Source organism: Pseudomonas sp. GW821-FHT07E12 (assembly GCF_058986605.1).
In genome coordinates, this window is record NZ_JBYSVX010000038.1 from 1 (window position 1) to 17253 (window position 17253).

Consider the following 17253-nt stretch of genomic DNA (forward strand, 5'->3'; position numbering starts at 1 on the left):
GGCGTAAGCCGCGATGGGGCTTTATCGGTAAAGCCCCATCGCGGCTTACGCCGCTCCTACGAAACCTCGGGCGAAATCTTGTAGAGCCGAGCAAGCTCGGCTCTACGGGGGCGCGGGCTTACGCGCCATCCATCAGCGTCATCCACGCCTGTTCGGCGTCGGCAAGCTGCTTTGCGGCGACCTCACGCTCGCGACCGAGCACGGCCATCTTCTCGCCGTCGGCGTAGTGCTTCGGATCGGCCAGATTGCGATCCAGCTCGGCCAGCAATGCTTCCAGTTCGCCGACTTTCTTCTCGGCCGCCGCCAGCTTGACCGGATTGACGGTCTTGCTCGGCGGCAGCGGCTGCGGCTTGGGTGCCGGTACCGGCGCCGCTTCGGCCATCTTCTGCTTGGTGCCCTGCGCGTTCGGGCGCGAACGCAGCCAGGCGGCGTACTCGTCGAGGTCGCCGGCAAACGGCTCGACCACGCCGTCGGCCACGCGCCAGAAGGTGTCGCAGACCAGGCCGATCAGGTGACGGTCGTGGCTGACCATCACGATCGCGCCCTCGAAGTCGGCCAACGCTTCGGCCAGTGCTTCGCGCATTTCCAGGTCAAGGTGGTTGGTCGGTTCGTCGAGCAGCAACACGTTCGGCTGCTGCCAGGCGATCAGCGCCAGCGCCAGGCGCGCACGCTCACCACCTGAGAAACCGTCGACCGGTTCGAACGCGCGGTCACCGGCGAAATTCCACTTGCCGAGGAAGTCGCGGAACGCCTGGTTGGGTGCATCCGGCGCGATGTCGCGGAAGTGCTCCATCGGCGACTGGCCTTCGTGCAGCGACTCCACCGTGTGCTGGGCGAAGTAGCCGATGCGCAGGTCCGGGTGCGCGGCGCGCTCCCCGGCCAGCGGCGCAAGCTCGCCAACCAGGGTCTTCACCAGTGTGGTCTTGCCCGCGCCGTTCGGACCGAGCAGACCGATGCGCTGGCCCGCCTCCAGACCGAAACCGACCTCGTGCAGGATCACCGCATCGGCGCCGTAACCGGCCTCGACATGGTTCAGCCGGATCAGCGAGAACGGCAGTTTGGCCGGCGGCGCGAACTCGATGCGGAACTCGCGCTCGGCGCGCACCGCCTCGGTACCGGCCAGCTTGGCCAGGCGCTTCATCCGGCTCTGCGCCTGCGCGGCCTTGCTGGCCTGTGCCTTGAAGCGATCGATGAAGCTCTGCAGGTGGGCACGCTCGGCCTGCTCCTTCTCGTGCGCGATCTGCTGCTGGCGCAACTGCTCGGCGCGCTGGCGCTCGAAATCGGTGTAACCGCCGACGTACAGCTTGGCGTTGCCGCCGTGCAGGTGCAGGGTGTGGGTGGCGACGTTGTCGAGGAACTCGCGGTCGTGCGAGATCAGCAGCAGCGTGCCGGGGTACTTCAGCAGCCACTGCTCCAGCCAGAACACCGCGTCCAGATCCAGGTGGTTGGTCGGTTCGTCGAGCAGCAGCAGGTCCGACGGCATCATCAGCGCGCGTGCCAGGTTCAGGCGCACGCGCCAGCCACCGGAAAACGACGACACCGGACGATGATGAGTCTCGGCGGTAAAGCCCAGGCCGTGCAGCAGCTTGCCGGCACGCGCCTCGGCGTCATAACCGTTCAGTTCGGCCAGCTTCTGGTGGGCATCGGCGACCGCTTCCCAGTCCTCGCGCGCGTTGGCGTCGGCCTCGTCGCGCAGCACCTTGGCGATCACCTCATCGCCGCCGAGCACGAACTCGATGGCGGGGTCCGGCAGCATCGGGGTTTCCTGGGCGACGCTGGCGATGCGCACCCGGCCCGGCAGCTCGACATCCCCCTTGTCGGATTCCAGCTCGCCGCGGATCGCCGCGAACAGGCTGGACTTGCCGGTGCCGTTGCGGCCGACCACGCCGACCCGGTAGCCGGCATGCATCGTCAGGTCGACGTTGGACAGTAGCAGCCGCTCGCCGCGGCGCATGGCGAAATTACGTAGCGAAATCATGGGGGACGATCCGAAATAACCAAAAGGCATGAGCAGATGAGCGCCACTCCTGCGACGCCATTCTAGCGTTAACGAATACTTGACATCGTGGGTGTCGCGTTCGCACCCGCCTTGTCGAACCACGGCATCAGCTTGCACACGTAACCAGTTTTGACATGAACATTAGAAAGTCGTTAATTCCGTGTGCGCCTCGCAGTCGCCATGGCACCCCAGCCGGGGCAAGGCACCGCGCCGCGTTCGCCCCCCAACGGAGTCGTTTCCAGATGAACCGCAAGACCAGCACCCTCGCCGCTGCCGTCGCCGTTGCACTCGGCCTGCCCCTGGCCCTCCCGGCCTTCGCACAGTCCACCACGAGCCCGGCCACGGCTACGGCCAACACCCTCGATACCGTCATCGTGACCGGCACGCATGTCAGCGACCGCACCGTCGCCGAGTCGCAGTCACCGATCGACATCATTTCGCCCGAGCAGCTGACCTCGACCGGCACCACCGAGCTGGCGACCGCGCTGTCGCGCGCCCTGCCCTCGCTGAACTTCCCGCGCCCGGCGCTGGTCGACGGCACCAGCGGCATCCGCCCGGCGCAGCTGCGCGGCCTCTCGCCCGACCAGGTGCTGGTGCTGGTCAACGGCAAGCGCCGCCACACCTCGGCGCAGCTCAACGTCAACGGCAGCATCGGCCGTGGCTCCTCGGCGGTGGATCTCAACGCGATTCCGATCGCGGCGATCGAGCGCGTGGAAGTCCTGCGTGACGGCGCTTCGGCGCAGTACGGCTCGGACGCCATCGCCGGCGTGGTCAACATCGTGCTCAAGGGCAGCGCCTCCGGCGGCAGCCTGAGCGTAGGCCATGGCCAGTACTCGGCCGGCGACGGCGCCCAGGACACCCTGTCCGGCGACACCGGCGTGAGCTTCGCCGATGGCCGCGGCAGCCTGCACCTGGCTGCACAGCTGTCCCAGCAGGACAGCACCAACCGCGCCGGCCCCTACAACGGCCGCGCCACCAGCACCACCAACTATCCGGCCGCGGCCGGCACCAAGACCTACATCGTCGGCGAGCCTGACGTCGATTCCACCGCGGTCTCGGCCAACGGCGAGTTCGTCTTCAACGACCACGTCAGCGCCTACGCCACCGCCATCGCCAGCAACCGCGATATCGACTCGTACGCGTTCTACCGCTCCACCCGCAACAGCAACGCCAACTACGCCGCGCTGATCACCGCGCTGTACCCGAACGGCTACGTGCCGGTGATCAACCAGTTCTCGCAGGACCGCTCGCTGGTGGCCGGCCTGAAGGGCGGCACCGACGGCGGCCTCAACTGGGACGTCAGCTACAACTACGGCTACAACCGGGTGAATTACCACACCCGGAATTCGGTCAACTACTACCTCGGCTACAACCTCAACAACGCGATCGATACCAACACGCCGACCAGCTTCTACGACGGCGCGCTGGAGTACACCCAGAACATCTTCAACGCCGACTTCACCCAGTCGCTGGACTGGGGCCTGGCCTACCCGGTGACCTGGTCGTTCGGTGCCGAGTACCGCGAGGAGAAGTGGAACCAGTCGCCGGGCGAGTACAACTCCTACGCCGGCAGCGGCGCGCAGGGCTTCCCGGGCTTCAACCCGGCCTATGCGGTGCATTCCAGCCGCCACAACTACGCGCTGTACACCGGCCTGGAAGCGGACATCACCGACAAGTTCTCCGCCGGCATCACCGGCCGCTACGAGGACTACTCGGATTTCGGCAGCAAGGGTTCGGGCAAGCTGTCGGGCCGCTATGCGTTCACTGACAAGGTCGCGCTGCGCGCCACGGTGTCCTCCGGCTTCCGCGCACCGTCGCTGGTGCAGCAGAACTACAACGTGGTGACCAGCACCTTCAGCAACGGCCAGATCCTGTACGCCGGCGTGTTCCCGGCCTCGGGCACGGTGGCGCAGGCGCTGGGCTCGACCGCGCTGAAGCCGGAAACCTCGCTGTCCTACAGCCTGGGTCTGGTGCTGCAGCCGGTGGATCGCCTGTACGTGACCGTGGATGCGTACCAGATCAAGATCGACGACCGCATCCTGCTGTCGTCGCTGATCAGCGATTCGGCCGCCGTCGCAGTGCTCAAGTCGCTCGGCTATACCGACGTGACCGGCGCGCGCTACTTCCTCAACGGCGCCGACACCCGCACCCGCGGCGTGGACCTGGTCAGCACCTACACGATCCCGTTTGTCTCCAGCTCGCTCGATCTGACCGCCAGCTACAGCTACAGCAAGACCGAGATCCTCAACTACGTCACGCAGACCGCCGGACTGGCCGCAATCGGCTCGACGACGACGCTGATCGGACGTGACGAGCGTGGCCGCCTGGAAGACAGCTACCCGAAGGACAAGGCGATCCTCGGCGGCACCTGGAACACCGATCACTGGGCCCTGAGCCTGACCGCGACCCGCTACGGCAGCTTCACCACCCGTAGCACCAGCGGTGCGGCCTTCGACCAGACCTACGGCGCCAAGTGGATCGCCGATGCCTCGGCCAGCTACAAGGCCGGCGAGAACTGGAAGCTGACCCTGGGTGCGGACAACCTGTTCAACACCTATCCGGACCGGGTCCTGCTGGACGCCAACAACAACTACGGCACCATGCCGTACAGCAACTACTCGCCGTTCGGTTACAACGGTGCTTACGTCTACGGGAAGATCACCTACACCTGGTAATCCTTCACCTGGTTCGACATGACGACGCCCCGGCCGCAAGGTCGGGGCGTTTTCGTTTCGGGCGATGGTGGACGTGTTCCAACCCAAGCGCAGCCAGCTCGCGCAACCGCCACACCCGGGCTTATCGTCGTCCAGTTTCAACAGGGCGTTCACCCGCATCGAGGTCAACTAGCCGCACTGATCGGAATCAGGTGCCGCGTCACTGCCCCGCCATGTACCGGGGTTTTCTTGCGCTGCGGTTTGCTCCCGGACACATGGATCGGCGACACTCGGGTTCCTGCCCTCGTGTTTCGGGGCGTGTCGTCCGCTCCAGACCGGTGCGCCTTTCGCGCATGCCCGGATCGAGGAAGCGCAAGGCCGTGAATCCTTTCACGGCCGGAAGATGATGCTCCACCACGGGGTGCCTCCTTTCGGTCTTCGTCCGCGCGTGCGCCTTCCGGCGATGCGTGGATCGAACCGGCAGCCTCGGCCATGGTGCCGGGGCAATGGCGACTCGCGCGGACTGATCCCCCTCCCTGGAATGGAAGACACGCCCTAGATGCATCACGACACCAGCCTCATCGACATCATCGCCGTCGGCCTCGCGGTCGCCTTCGTCCTGGGCGCACTGGCCAACAAACTGCGGTTGTCACCGCTGGTGGGTTATCTCATTGCCGGCATGGTGGTCGGTCCGTTCACGCCGGGCTTCGTCGCCAACCAGGATCTGGCCAACCAGCTCTCGGAACTGGGCGTGATGCTGCTGATGTTCGGCGTCGGCCTGCATTTCTCGCTGGCCGATCTGCTGGAGGTGAAGTGGATCGCGATCCCCGGCGCGGTGGTGCAGATCGCGGTGGCCACGCTGCTCGGCTGGTTGCTGGCCTGGAGCATGGGCTGGCCGGCGCTGCACGGGCTGGTGTTCGGCCTGGCGCTGTCGGTGGCCAGCACCGTGGTGCTGCTGCGCGCACTGGAGGAACGCCGGCTGCTGGAAACCCAGCGCGGCAAGATCGCGATCGGCTGGCTGATCGTCGAGGATCTGGCGATGGTGCTGACGCTGGTACTGCTGCCGGCGCTGGCCAGTGCCATGGGAGGCGGCAAGGATGGCGGCGCCGGCTCGATCCTTGCGGCGATGGGTCTGACGCTGTTGAAGATGGCCGCGTTCGTCGCGGTGATGCTGATCGTCGGCCGCCGCGCGATCCCGTGGGTGCTGGAAAAGATCGCCGCGACCGGCTCGCGCGAGCTGTTCACGCTGTCGGTGCTGGCGATCGCGCTGGGCGTGGCGTTCGGCTCGGCCACGCTGTTCGGGGTGTCATTCGCGCTCGGCGCGTTCTTCGCCGGCATGCTGCTCAACGAATCCGAACTCAGCCACAAGGCCGCCAACGACTCGCTGCCGCTGCGTGACGCGTTCGCGGTGCTGTTCTTCGTCTCGGTCGGCATGCTGTTCAACCCGCACATCCTGATCGAGCACCCGTGGCAGGTGCTGGCGACGTTCCTGACCATCACCGTCGGCAAATCGGTGGCGGCGTCCATCATCGTGCGCGCGTTCGGACATCCGACCGGCACCGCGCTGACGATCTCGGTGAGCCTGGCGCAGATCGGCGAGTTCTCCTTCATCCTCGCCGGCCTCGGCGTGAGCCTGGCGATCCTGCCGGAGACCGGTCGCGACCTGATCCTGGCCGGCGCGCTGCTGTCGATCATCGCCAACCCGTTCCTGTTCACCTGGCTGGACCGCTGGCAGGCCAAGAACGCGCAGCAGGCACCGGTGGCGGTCGAGCCGGACATCCCGCCGGGCCCGTCGCTGGACCTGCATGACCACGCCATCGTGATCGGCTACGGCCGCGTCGGCAGCGCGCTGGCGCAGTTGCTGCGCGATCGCGGCGTGCCGGTGCTGATCATCGACGACAACCGCGACCACGTGGTGCGCGCGCATGCCGCCGGCATCCCCGGTATCCGTGGCAGCGCGGCGGCGGACAAGGTGCTGGCCGAGGCGCATCCGGAACGCGCCAAGATCGCGATCCTGGCGATCCCGCAACCGCTGGAAGCGGGCGAGGCGTTGGCCAAGCTGCGCGCGATGAACCCATCGCTGACGCTGCTGGCACGCGCCCACAGCGAGGCCGAGGTCAAGCACCTGCTCGAACACGGCGCCGACGGCGCGGTACTGGCCGAGCGCGAACTGGCCTACTCGCTGGTCGAAATGGTGATGTCCACCCCGCCCTATCGGGGTCTGCGGAATCCGACGACGGCCTGAGTTGTCGTGCCTTGGTGCCGGGAGCGTCCGCTGCCTTCTGCGCAGTAACGTGACGCTCTCAGGCTCAGGCGTGGGCGCGTCGTCCCGGCAGCAGCGCAGCGACGATGCCGAGCAACGGCAGGTACGCCATCACCTTGTAGACCGTGATGATGCCGACGTGGTCGGCGAGCAGGCCCAGCACCGCCGCGCCCAGCCCGCCCATGCCGAAGGCGAAGCCGAAGAACAGCCCGGACACCATGCCGATCCGCCCTGGCATCAGTTCCTGCGCGTAGACCAGGATCGCCGAGAACGCCGAGGACAGCACCAGCCCGATCAGCACCGCCAGCAGCGTGGTCGCATGCAGGCCGACGTGCGGCAACAGCAGCGCGAATGGCGCCACACCCAGGATCGACACCCAGATCACCGGCTTGCGTCCGATCCGGTCGCCGACCGGGCCGCCGACCAGCGTGCCGGCCGCCGCGGCCAGCAGGAACGCGAACAGGTGCATCTGCGCCTCCTGCACCGAGATGCCGAAGCGCTGGATCAGATAGAACGTGTAGTAGCTGCTGATGCCGGCGATGTAGAAATACTTGGAGAAGATCAGCAGCAACAGGATCGCGATGATCCAACCCACCCGTTTCGGTGCCTGCACGTGGGTCTGCGCCACCGGTCGTGGTGACGCCGCGCGCAGGCTCAGATGCAGCGCATACCAGCGGCTGACGTAGGACAGCAGCCCGATCCCCACCAGCGCCGCGGCGCCGAACCAGGCCACGCTGTGGCGGCCATTGGGCACGATCACCGCCGCCGCGATCAGCGGACCGAGCGCGGTACCCGCGTTGCCACCGACCTGGAACACCGATTGCGCCAGTCCGTGCCGGCCGCCGGAAGCCAGCCGGGCGATCCGCGAGGATTCCGGATGGAACACCGCCGAACCGATACCGACCAGCGCTGCTGCCAGCAGCACCATCGCAAAGCTCGGCGCGAATGCCAGCAGCAGCAGGCCACACAGCGTCGAGGTCATCCCGAACGGCAACGAATACGGTGCCGGGCGGCGATCGGTACGCAGGCCGATCAGCGGCTGGAACAGCGAGGCGGTCAGCTGGTAGGTCAGCGTGATCAGCCCGATCTGGGCGAAGCTCAGCTGGAACTGGCCCTTGAGCACCGGATACAGCGCCAGGATCAGCGACTGCATCATGTCGTTGATCAGATGCGAAGCCGTGATCGCAGCCAGGATGCCCCCTGCGAGCGGGCGGGAAGCGGCGGCTGGGCTCGTGGCGGGGGTGGCTGCGGCTGGGGCCGCGACGGCCGAGGTACTTGAAATCGACATGGGGACGGGGCTCCTGGGCATCGGGCCCGGACGGGAGAGTGCGGCGCATGGTACGGTGGCCCGCCGTGACCTTCTCACGAGATATGGTCAGCAAGCATCGCGAAAAAGACAGACCATTGGCCTCGCTGGCGCACTTGCCGAATGTCGACAACGCGCCGGCCGACGTGATCTGCAAGGCGATCGACTACCCCGCCGACACCCTGATCACCCCGCATCGCCACCTGCATCACCATCAGTTGATCTTCGCGATCCACGGATTGATCGTGGTGACGTCCGGCCACGGCCGCTGGGTGGTGCCGAGCACGCGTGCGCTGTGGATGCCCGCTGGCACCGTGCATGCGGTGCGCTGCATCGGCCTGGTGCAGATGCGCAATCTGTACGTGCGCCCCAAGGTGATCGCCGGGATGCCGGCGCAACCGTCGGTAGTCGAGGTCGGAGCACTGCTGACCGAGTTGATCCGGCACGCCGCGATGATCCCCTGGGATCACCACCCCGACTCGCGCGACGGCCGGCTGATGCGGCTGATCCTGGACGAATTGCACGCGCTGCCGGAACTGCCGCTGCACCTGCCCGAACCCAACGATCCACGCCTGCGCCGGATCTGCGACGCCTTGCAGGACGAGCCAGCCGATGCCTCCACGCTGGAGGACTGGGCGACGCGATTGCAGTTGGACGTCAAGACGGTGCAGCGCCTGTTCCAGCGCGAGCTGGGCATGACCTTCGGGCAGTGGCGGCAGCAGGTGCGGCTGTTGCGTGGGTTGGAGCGGTTGGCTGTCGGGGAGAAGATCATCGATGTGGCGCTGGCGTTGGGTTACGACAGTCCCAGTGCGTTCACTGCGATGTTCCGGCGGCAGTTCGGGCAGCCGCCTAGTCGGTTTTTTGCCTGAGGTGGGTTGTTGCGCTAACTACAAAGTCAAAATCACGAGCAACAGCGTGGCTTCGTTGCGAATGTCGATTCGTCTTGGATGCTTTTGCATCAACCACATTCGACGATGGGCTCCATCCCCGCGGATCAAAGATCGGCCAATTCCAGCACCGCGGGACCATTGCCACCCACAAGCTCGAACGTGACGCGGGTACCCACCGCGCCCTTCAACAACTCGCGCAACGCCGGCAATCCGATGCCGTCGGCGGGCTTCCCATCCACGCTGCGGATGATGTCGCCGGCCTTGAGGTTCGCTCGCATCGCCGGGCTGTCCTTGGCGACGAATACAACCTTGAAGCCGTCCGGTGCGCGATCGACGCGCAAGCCGGAGCGATCGGCCAGATCAGGCACGCCGATCGCGGCGTTGGGTTCGAAGTACGCCTTCTTGCCGGGATAGTCGAAGGTGATCGTGAAACGGCGCAACACGCCGGAACCCAGACTACCTGCGGTCTTTTCGTCCGTCGCCGCGCCGCTGCGTGCTTGCGAGAGGTAGGTGACCGGGTGCTCGACCGTCGCGCCGGCGAACTCCAGGCGATCGGCACGGGCGAGCAGCGAATAGACCGGGCCGCCCACGCCTACGGCGGACATGATTTGCGTCTTCGGACGATATTTCGCAACCAATCCGTTCTTCTCAACGAACGCCGGGAACAGGATCAACGAGCCGCTGCTGCCGGTATCCACGGTGAATTTCCCGGTGATGCCATCGACGTTCGCCTCCACCTGCGAGCGGTTGCCACGGAAATACAACGGCGTCGCCTGCGCGGTCCCTGCGTAGCGAAAGCCCTTGGCCTGATAGAAAGTGATCTTCGATGCCGCGTAGTCGATCCGTGTCGGCAACTCGCTCAGCCAGCCTTGCCCGATCAGACCATCGACTGGGCGGCCGACGGTTTCCGTCGCGGGCAGTTCGAGGACATAGAAACGTTGATCGCGCAGCACCGCTCCACCCACGGCAACCGATTTGACCTCGGTTTTTCCCGCGTCCTGACGACCGCCAGTACCGGTGGCCTCCACGTTCCCGCTCACCGTAAGACCCAGCCGCTGCGCCGCCTGCGGCGTCAGCACGTTGACCGCACCGGTGTCGAAGATGAAATGCAACGGCCCCTGTCCGTTGATCTCCACGTCGATATAGATGTGGCCCGACGAAAGTTCGAACGGCACCTCGACACTCGCAGCGCCCGGCGGAAATTCCGCGGCTGCATTGACCTGCACGCAGAAGCACAGCCACAGCGCGCCGACAGTAGCCAGGGCTCGGCAGCGGGCAGAAGAAAACCAGCGTGATCGCATGTCGTATGTCATCCGTGAATCCGTTTGGTCAGTGACTGGGAGAAGCGGATGCGTTCATGGCTTGGCGCGCACGAACGTGCCCTTGAAATCGTCCAGCGCGATGCTGCCACGATCTGGTCCGTCGAACGTCAGTTGCAGATCGTGTGAGGTGATGAAGAAGCGTCCGGGCGCTTCGGCGTACAACGGATCGACCACGCCCTTCCAGATTTCCACGACCAGGCCTTCGCCGTGTCGGCGGATTTCAAATCCGCCGAGACCGGCCATCTCGAATGAACCCGCGTATGCGGCCAACTGATCGGCACCCAGATCGATGGCAGTGCGCTCGACCGGACGCAGGTCCGGCCAACCATAGACGATCGCGACCGCACGAGCGATCTTCTGGCCCAGTTCGTAGCCCTGATCCCCATTGGTCAGCACCACCACACCATCTCCCGAGCCGGGATAACCGAGCATAGTCGCCTTGTAGCCGGCATTGGAGCCATCGTGGAAGAAGTACGGCGCCGAGGCCGACCCCAACACCTTCACACCCAGGCCGTAGCGGCCCTTCACCGGCGTCATCATCTGATGCGCAGTGGCGGGATCAAGCACCCGGCCGGCATGGCCACTGGCGGTACGCTGCAGCTCGATCACGAACCGCGCCAGATCATTGGCCGTGGTCCATAACCCCGCCGCCGCCATCTCAGGATAGGTGTGAGGACCGCCCACTATCGGCGCACCGGTAGAATCGTGCGGCCACGCCGCGTGCGCCAGGCGGGCGGCATCCAACGGCTGTTCCTCGGTGCTTTGCTTCATGCCCAACGGCGCGAGTACGGTTTCGCGCACCAGTTGCGGAAACGATGTGCCGGTGGCATCGATCATCATCTGCTGGGCGATCGAGTAGCCCCCGCCGGAATAACGGAAGGCCTGTCCTACCGGTTGATCGACGATCACCGGATCCGAATTGGCCGGCTTGGTACCGCTCAGCACCTGCACCAACGTCGGCGCCGGCACGCCCGCCGCGTAACCGGCAAATCCGTGCACCGTGGTGCCCGCGCTGTGCGAGAGCAATGCGCGCAGCGTCACCGGCATCTGCTCGGTATAGGCGTTCGCCGGCAGCCTCCAGCGCTTCAACGTGGCATCGACGTCGGTATCCAGTGGCAGGCGGCCCTCCTGCACCAACCGCATGGCCGCCATCGCCGCCACCGGTTTGCTGACCGAACCCGCCTGGAACAGCGTATCGGCGGTCACCGGCTCGCCGCCTTCGCGAGTGACGCCGAAGCCGCGCGCCCAATCGACCTTGCCATGGCGGATCACCGCGATCGCCACGCCCGGCACATGCATGGCCTGCATGTCATCGCCCAGGCGCGTGCGTACGACAGGACGTCCGTTGATTTCGACCGCCGCCCCCAACCCTTCGATGACCGCCTGCATCCGCGCCGAACGGGACGCTGCCGACGTGTCTGCCGCTTTGACTGCAAAGGGGATCGACAGCGCAATGACCAGCACAGCACACAGGGTGGGACGCATGGAGGCTCGCTCGCGGAGGATGGCGGACCGCACCATGCTCGTCGAGATTGCACGGCGGCGCGATGTGCCGGAAGGCACTGCGCCGTTTGTCCAGCCTCTGGCACCGGACTCGGGTTCGGACTTGCCGTGTCGTGCAAGGCAAGTCGATATTTACGGGCATGCTACTGATGCCGCTCTTGCTCTTGCTCTTGCTCTTGCCGTTGCCGTTGCCGTTGCTCGTGATTTTGCCTTTGCAGTTGCCTTGGACTTTGACTTTCCCGGGGCCCCCATCCGCAGCGACGGAGCCAGCGGGAATAACCCGAAGGGCGACGCACATGGATGTGCGTCGTTTTCTGCCGCGGCATGGATGCCGCGTCAGAAAATCCCGCTGGCGGAGTGAACCCGTAGCGCAGCGAAGGGCGCGAGGACTGGGGCGTGTTTCTTTGGGTTACGTTTCTTTGCACGAGCAAAGAAAGGTGACTCGCTCCGAAGGAGCGAAAGCCTTTGCTGTTGCTGTTGCTATTACTTCAAACTCAGGAAACCAAAAAGCAACGTCCATGGATCCCCGCTTGATCAGCCATTACCAGCCATTCGGCTGTTGTGGAGCCCTTCGGCTGCTGAAAAGCGCTTCGCGAGGATGACGATAGAGAGATCACGCGAAAGTCACTGGGTCCCCGCCTGCGCGGGGACGACGATAGATAGATAGCGGCGAACGGTAAAGGAATGGTGCGAAATGCACCGAATTTCCAGTCGCGGGGGAACGGCAAAAACCAGACATGGCGAAATCACCGACAAATATCAAAGCCGCCCACACCGCCAACCCTACAACGCCAACCCCACCAACACCGCAACCTCAACCAACTCCGCCAACGCACCACAGGTATCGCCCGTCATACCCCCCAACCGCCGGCGACAGGCACGCCACCACAGCGAAAAAACAGCAACAGCAACGAGCAATGCCACCACACCCTGCCAACGCGCAAACATCACCACAATCACCAGCGTCGCCAGAAGCACAATCAAACACGGCACGCGCCCAGCGCCACTCAACCCCGCCCCCATCCCACCCGCACGCACATACGGCAACGCGAGAAACGCAGCAGTCAACGCCCCGCGTGCAAGCACCGGCGCCAGCCACAACCATTGCCATGCAGCACCGGCCAAGCTGGCCAACGCGGCCGTCTTCAACAGCAACACCAGCACCAGCGCACTGACACCCGCCGGCCCGCTGCGCGGATCCTTCATGATCGCCAGCGTGCGTTCGCGATCGCCCATGCCGCCGACCCAGGCGTCGGCGCTGTCAGCCAGTCCGTCCAGATGCAGGCCGCCGGTCAGCCACGCCCAGGCGGTCACCAGCAGTGCGGCCATCAGCAACGGCGTTGCATCGCGCAGCAGCCATGCCAACGCGGCCAACAACGCACCGAGCAGCAACCCCACCAGCGGATACCACGGCAGTGAACGCGCCTGCACGCCCGAGGCCTGCCACACCCGCGCCGGCACCGGGATGCGCGTCAGCAGACCGAGCGCGGCGAGCAGGCCGTCGATCACGCCGGCGGCCATGCGATCGGATGCAGCGAGGCATGCGGCACATGCAGTTCGACCATGTCGCCGAAGGCGCGTCCCTCGACGAGACTGCGGATCAGCTTGATCGCACCGCCATGCGTCACCACCAGTACGCGTTGTCCCGGATGCCCGGCGACGATCGCATCGAGCGCGTCGGACAGGCGCTGACGGAACACGGCGAACGGCTCGGCATTCGGCGGTGGGAAGCTCACCGGATCGGCCCAGTAACGCCCGAGCGCTGCACCGAAATCGCGATCGATATCGGCGATCGGCACGCCTTGCCAATCACCGAAGTGATACTCCCGCAGCCGCGCGTCCAGCCGCAGCGGCAGGCCACGCGCGGCGGCCAGTTCCCCGGCGAAGCGCGCGCAGCGCTGCAAGGTCGAGGACACCACCGCATCCCACTGCCCGTTCGCGGTGGCCGCGCGCAGTTGCTGCCAGCCCAGCTCGGTGAGCGGATCATCGAGTTGCCCGCGATAGCTACGCTGCCCGGTATCGCCATGACGCAGCAGGTGTAAGGCCGGGAATCGGGAATCGGGAATGGGGAATCGGTGGGTCATGGCAGCGGGATTGTTATGTGCAAGGCTTCAAGGAGTTTAGGCTCGGCGGAGAACGAGCAATGAAGTTGCTGCCAGCAGGACATCACAGCCATCGCACAGTTCGCGGTGCCCCGCCGTTCCGATTCCCCATTCCCGGCCTTCTCATTCCCGGCCTCATCCCTGCGACACCCCGGCTTCGGCAAACGTCGCCATTCCGCCGTGCAGCGCACAGGCCAATCGCAACAAAGGTACCGCTACGGCCGCGCCGCTGGCCTCGCCCAGGCGCATGCCGAGATCGAGCAGCGGGTGCGCATCCAGCGCATCGAGCACCGCCGCATGGCCGCGCTCGGGCGAGCGATGTGCGAACAGCAGCCAGTCGCGCACACCGGGATTGATCCGCACCGCCGCCAATGCCGCCGTGGTGGCGATGAAACCGTCCACCAACACCGGAATGCCGGCCTGCGCCGCGGCGATGAAAGCGCCACTCATCGCCGCGATCTCGAATCCCCCCAGGCAGCGCAGTTGTTCCAGCGGCGTGTGCGCGTCGACATGACGGGCCAAAGCGCGCGCCACCACGCCGGCCTTGCGCGCGATGCCGGCGCCATCCAGGCCGGTACCGGCGCCGGTCAGCGCTTGCGGCGGTTGCGCCAGCAGTGCACAGGCAAGTGCGGCAGCGGTGGTGGTGTTGGCGATCCCCATCTCGCCAGCGATGAACAGCTGGGTGTCCGCTGCACTCGCCTGTGCCACGCTGTCGGCACCAGCGGCGAGTGCAGCGGCGAGCTGCACCTCGGTCATCGCCGGTGCTTCGCACAGGTTGGCGGTGGATGGCGCGATGATCGCTCGGCGCACGTCATGCACTTCGCCAGGATCGTTGACGGTGCCCAGGTTGACCACTTCGAGCGTGGCGCCCAACTCCCGCGCCAGCACCGCGATCGCCGCGCCGCCAGTGGCGAAGTTGCGCACCATCTCACCAGTCACGGCCTGCGGGAACGCCGACACGCCTTCGGCAGCGATACCGTGATCGGCGGCGTAGACCGCGATCCATACCTTGTCCAGGCGCGGGCGCTCACGGCCTTGCCAGGCGGCGAAATCCAACGCCAGCTGCTCCAACGTGCCGAGCGCGCCCGGCGGCTTTGTCAGTTGTGCCTGACGGGCACCGGCGGCCGCACGTGCAGTTTCGTCCGGTTGCGCACAGGCGGCGTGGATCCACTCGAAGCTCACAACGGTTCTCCTTTCAATACCATCGGAAGGCCGGCGACGACGAACACGACACGCTCGCAGCGCGTCGCCAGCGCCTGATGCAATCGGCCGGCTTCATCGACGAAGCGGCGCGTCAGCTCGCCCAGCGGCACGATGCCCTGCCCGACTTCGTTGCTGACCAGCACGACATCGCCGGGCAGCTGCGGCAGCACCGCCAGCAGCGCGTCGCGTTCGCGCGTGAAGCGGCTGGCATCTGCGTTGCCGAGCAGGTTGCTCAGCCACAGCGTCAGGCAATCCACCAGCAGGCAGCGACCGGGTGCTGCGTGCGTGCGCAGCGTGGCCGCGAGCGCCAGCGGTTCCTCGACACTGGCCCAGTGCGACGGGCGTTGCGCACGGTGATGGGCGATGCGTGAGGCCATTTCGCCGTCGAATGCCTGCGCGGTGGCGATGTAGACCACGTCGTTGCCGCTGGCGGCGGCGATGCGTTCGGCCAGCGCGCTCTTGCCGGAGCGTGCGCCGCCCAGGATCAGTTGCTGCATGCGATCTCCTCCGTCGCGGTGAGCCGCGCGAGTGTGCGTGTATCCAGATACTGCTCGACCATGTCGGCGAGTCGGTCGAGTGTGGCCTCGCGCAGCACAGCGATATCGAGCGGTTGCGCGTCACGCAGACCGGCCCAGGCCAGCAGCACGGCCAGCGCCTGCGGCGCGTCGAACAGACCGTGCAGGTAGCTGCCGATAACCTTGTTATCGGCTGAAACTGCGCCGTCGTCACCACCCTCGTCCAAGCGCAGCAGCGGACGTTGCAACGCGGCCCCGGAACTGACGCCGCAATGGATCTCGTAGCCGTGCACGCTCGCTCCGGCCTCGCCCAGGCGCAGCGTGCCGGCCCTGCGCTGCAAGTGTTTTTCCGGCTCCAGCGTGGTTTCGATATCGAGCCAGCCGAGCCCCTCGCTGCTGCCGGCCGCGCCCTCGATGCCGTGCGGATCGTGCACGCGCCGGCCGAGCATCTGGAAGCCGCCGCAGATGCCGATCAACTTGCCGCCGTGACGCAGGTGGCGAGCGACCGCCGTGTCCCAACCCTGCGCACGCAGCCACGCCAGATCGGCGCGGGTCGACTTGCTGCCCGGCAGCACGATCAGATCGCAGGCAGGAAAATCCTCACCCGGCCCGACGAACTGCACCGTAACCTGCGGATGCGCGGCGAGCGCATCCAGATCGGTGTGATTGCTGATGCGCGGCAATGCCGGTACCACCACCCGCAATTGCGCCTGTGGCTTGTCCGGCGCGGTGCGTGGCAACGCATCTTCCGCTTCCAGTTGCAGGCCGTGCAGATAAGGCAACACGCCAAGCACCGGCTTGCCGGTTTCCCGCTCCAGCCAATCCAGGCCGGGTTGCAGCAGTGTGAGATCGCCACGGAAGCGGTTGATGACGAAACCGACCACGCGTGCGCGTTCGCTCGGCGACAGCAGCGCCAGCGTGCCGACCAGATGCGCGAACACGCCGCCGCGATCGATGTCGGCGATCAGGATCACCGGGCAATCGACCGCCTCGGCGAACCCCATGTTGGCGATGTCGCCTTCACGAAGATTGATCTCGGCCGGACTGCCGGCGCCCTCGACCATCACCACCGCGTAGCGCTCGCACAGGCGTGTGTGCGAAGCCAGCACCGCCTCGCGCGCGGTGCGCTTGTAGGCGTGGTAGGCGACTGCATCGAGATTGCCGATCGCGCGACCGTGCACGATCACCTGCGCACCGGTGTCGCTGTTGGGCTTGAGCAGCACCGGATTGAAATCGGTATGCGGCTCCAGCCCGCAAGCCTGCGCCTGCACTGCCTGCGCGCGGCCGATCTCGCCGCCATCGGCGGTGACCGCCGAGTTCAACGCCATGTTCTGCGGCTTGAATGGCGCCACCGCCACGCCGCGCCGATGCAACCAGCGGCACAACGCGGCGACCAGCGTGCTCTTGCCGGCGTCGGAAGTGCAGCCCTGGATCATCAGCGTGCGGGCGCTTGCCACTTTATCGGCGTCCGGTACCTCTCCTGTGGGAGGGACTTC

At 66.1% G+C, this 17253-nt stretch carries 13 protein-coding genes; 4 read left to right on the forward strand and 9 right to left on the reverse strand.

Annotation, left to right across the window (positions count from 1 at the left end; translation table 11 throughout):
• Nucleotides 1–118 precede the first annotated feature (118 nt).
• Nucleotides 119–1978 (reverse strand): ABC-F family ATP-binding cassette domain-containing protein, encoded by a 1860-nt coding sequence (locus tag AC3WJE_RS17495; protein ID WP_493732100.1) that lies wholly within the window; start codon nt 1976–1978, stop codon nt 119–121.
• A 263-nt stretch (nt 1979–2241) separates the two neighbouring features.
• Between AC3WJE_RS17495 and AC3WJE_RS17500 the strand changes: the two genes are divergently transcribed.
• A complete protein-coding gene (locus AC3WJE_RS17500) occupies nt 2242–4674 on the forward strand; it encodes a TonB-dependent receptor plug domain-containing protein (protein ID WP_493732101.1) in 2433 nt (810 codons plus the stop codon).
• A 538-nt stretch (nt 4675–5212) separates the two neighbouring features.
• Nucleotides 5213–6898: a YbaL family putative K(+) efflux transporter gene (gene ybaL, locus AC3WJE_RS17505; protein ID WP_493732102.1), complete on the forward strand. Its 1686-nt coding sequence runs from the start codon at nt 5213–5215 to the stop codon at nt 6896–6898.
• 64 nt (nt 6899–6962) lie between these two features.
• On the opposite strand, the gene AC3WJE_RS17510 is transcribed toward ybaL, so the two are convergent.
• Nucleotides 6963–8204: an MFS transporter gene (locus AC3WJE_RS17510; protein WP_493732103.1), complete on the reverse strand. Its 1242-nt coding sequence runs from the start codon at nt 8202–8204 to the stop codon at nt 6963–6965.
• Between the two features lie 65 nt (nt 8205–8269).
• On the opposite strand from AC3WJE_RS17510, the gene AC3WJE_RS17515 reads away from it, so the two are divergent.
• Nucleotides 8270–9091, forward strand: a complete 822-nt coding sequence (locus tag AC3WJE_RS17515; RefSeq protein WP_493732104.1) for an AraC family transcriptional regulator — start codon at nt 8270–8272, stop codon at nt 9089–9091.
• Between the two features lie 125 nt (nt 9092–9216).
• On the opposite strand, the gene AC3WJE_RS17520 is transcribed toward AC3WJE_RS17515, so the two are convergent.
• Together AC3WJE_RS17520 and AC3WJE_RS17525 are read right to left on the reverse strand one after the other, a co-directional pair.
• Nucleotides 9217–10425, reverse strand: coding sequence for an aspartyl protease family protein (locus AC3WJE_RS17520; protein WP_493732105.1), 1209 nt, complete (start codon nt 10423–10425; stop codon nt 9217–9219).
• A 42-nt stretch (nt 10426–10467) separates the two neighbouring features.
• A complete protein-coding gene (locus AC3WJE_RS17525; protein WP_493732106.1) occupies nt 10468–11919 on the reverse strand; it encodes a serine hydrolase domain-containing protein in 1452 nt (483 codons plus the stop codon).
• A 34-nt stretch (nt 11920–11953) separates the two neighbouring features.
• Between AC3WJE_RS17525 and AC3WJE_RS17530 the strand changes: the two genes are divergently transcribed.
• On the forward strand, nt 11954–12298 hold the full coding sequence (locus AC3WJE_RS17530; protein ID WP_493732107.1) for a hypothetical protein: 345 nt from the start codon (nt 11954–11956) through the stop codon (nt 12296–12298).
• Nucleotides 12299–12720: 422 nt separating this feature from the next.
• On the opposite strand, the gene AC3WJE_RS17535 is transcribed toward AC3WJE_RS17530, so the two are convergent.
• From AC3WJE_RS17535 to AC3WJE_RS17555, 5 genes are all read right to left on the reverse strand, one after another.
• A complete protein-coding gene (locus tag AC3WJE_RS17535) occupies nt 12721–13458 on the reverse strand; it encodes an adenosylcobinamide-GDP ribazoletransferase (RefSeq protein ID WP_493732108.1) in 738 nt (245 codons plus the stop codon).
• Nucleotides 13443–14021 (reverse strand): histidine phosphatase family protein, encoded by a 579-nt coding sequence (locus AC3WJE_RS17540; RefSeq protein WP_493732109.1) that lies wholly within the window; start codon nt 14019–14021, stop codon nt 13443–13445. Before AC3WJE_RS17540 ends, AC3WJE_RS17535 begins: the two co-directional genes overlap by 16 nt.
• Nucleotides 14022–14174: 153 nt before the next feature.
• The gene (gene cobT / locus AC3WJE_RS17545; RefSeq protein WP_493732110.1) at nt 14175–15221 is read right to left on the reverse strand and encodes a nicotinate-nucleotide--dimethylbenzimidazole phosphoribosyltransferase; all 1047 of its coding nucleotides are present in this window, start codon (nt 15219–15221) and stop codon (nt 14175–14177) included.
• Nucleotides 15218–15739 carry a bifunctional adenosylcobinamide kinase/adenosylcobinamide-phosphate guanylyltransferase gene (gene cobU, locus AC3WJE_RS17550; RefSeq protein WP_493732111.1) on the reverse strand — a complete coding sequence of 174 codons (522 nt, stop codon included), beginning with the start codon at nt 15737–15739 and terminating at the stop codon, nt 15218–15220. The genes cobT and cobU overlap by 4 nt, the downstream gene beginning before the upstream one ends.
• Nucleotides 15727–17193: a cobyric acid synthase gene (locus AC3WJE_RS17555; RefSeq protein WP_493732140.1), complete on the reverse strand. Its 1467-nt coding sequence runs from the start codon at nt 17191–17193 to the stop codon at nt 15727–15729. Before AC3WJE_RS17555 ends, cobU begins: the two co-directional genes overlap by 13 nt.
• Nucleotides 17194–17253: the final 60 nt, after the last annotated feature.

What these genes read in the sequence shown, in the direction of transcription:
- AC3WJE_RS17495 (WP_493732100.1), bottom strand. Translation starts at nt 1,978, where the DNA reads ATGATTTCGCTACGTAATTTCGCCATGCGCCGCGGCGAGCGGCTGCTA.
- AC3WJE_RS17500 (WP_493732101.1), top strand. Translation starts at nt 2,242, where the DNA reads ATGAACCGCAAGACCAGCACCCTCGCCGCTGCCGTCGCCGTTGCACTC.
- ybaL (WP_493732102.1), top strand. Translation starts at nt 5,213, where the DNA reads ATGCATCACGACACCAGCCTCATCGACATCATCGCCGTCGGCCTCGCG.
- AC3WJE_RS17510 (WP_493732103.1), bottom strand. Translation starts at nt 8,204, where the DNA reads ATGTCGATTTCAAGTACCTCGGCCGTCGCGGCCCCAGCCGCAGCCACC.
- AC3WJE_RS17520 (WP_493732105.1), bottom strand. Translation starts at nt 10,425, where the DNA reads ATGACATACGACATGCGATCACGCTGGTTTTCTTCTGCCCGCTGCCGA.
- AC3WJE_RS17525 (WP_493732106.1), bottom strand. Translation starts at nt 11,919, where the DNA reads ATGCGTCCCACCCTGTGTGCTGTGCTGGTCATTGCGCTGTCGATCCCC.
- AC3WJE_RS17530 (WP_493732107.1), top strand. Translation starts at nt 11,954, where the DNA reads ATGCTCGTCGAGATTGCACGGCGGCGCGATGTGCCGGAAGGCACTGCG.
- AC3WJE_RS17535 (WP_493732108.1), bottom strand. Translation starts at nt 13,458, where the DNA reads ATGGCCGCCGGCGTGATCGACGGCCTGCTCGCCGCGCTCGGTCTGCTG.
- AC3WJE_RS17540 (WP_493732109.1), bottom strand. Translation starts at nt 14,021, where the DNA reads ATGACCCACCGATTCCCCATTCCCGATTCCCGATTCCCGGCCTTACAC.
- cobU (WP_493732111.1), bottom strand. Translation starts at nt 15,739, where the DNA reads ATGCAGCAACTGATCCTGGGCGGCGCACGCTCCGGCAAGAGCGCGCTG.
- AC3WJE_RS17555 (WP_493732140.1), bottom strand. Translation starts at nt 17,193, where the DNA reads ATGATCCAGGGCTGCACTTCCGACGCCGGCAAGAGCACGCTGGTCGCC.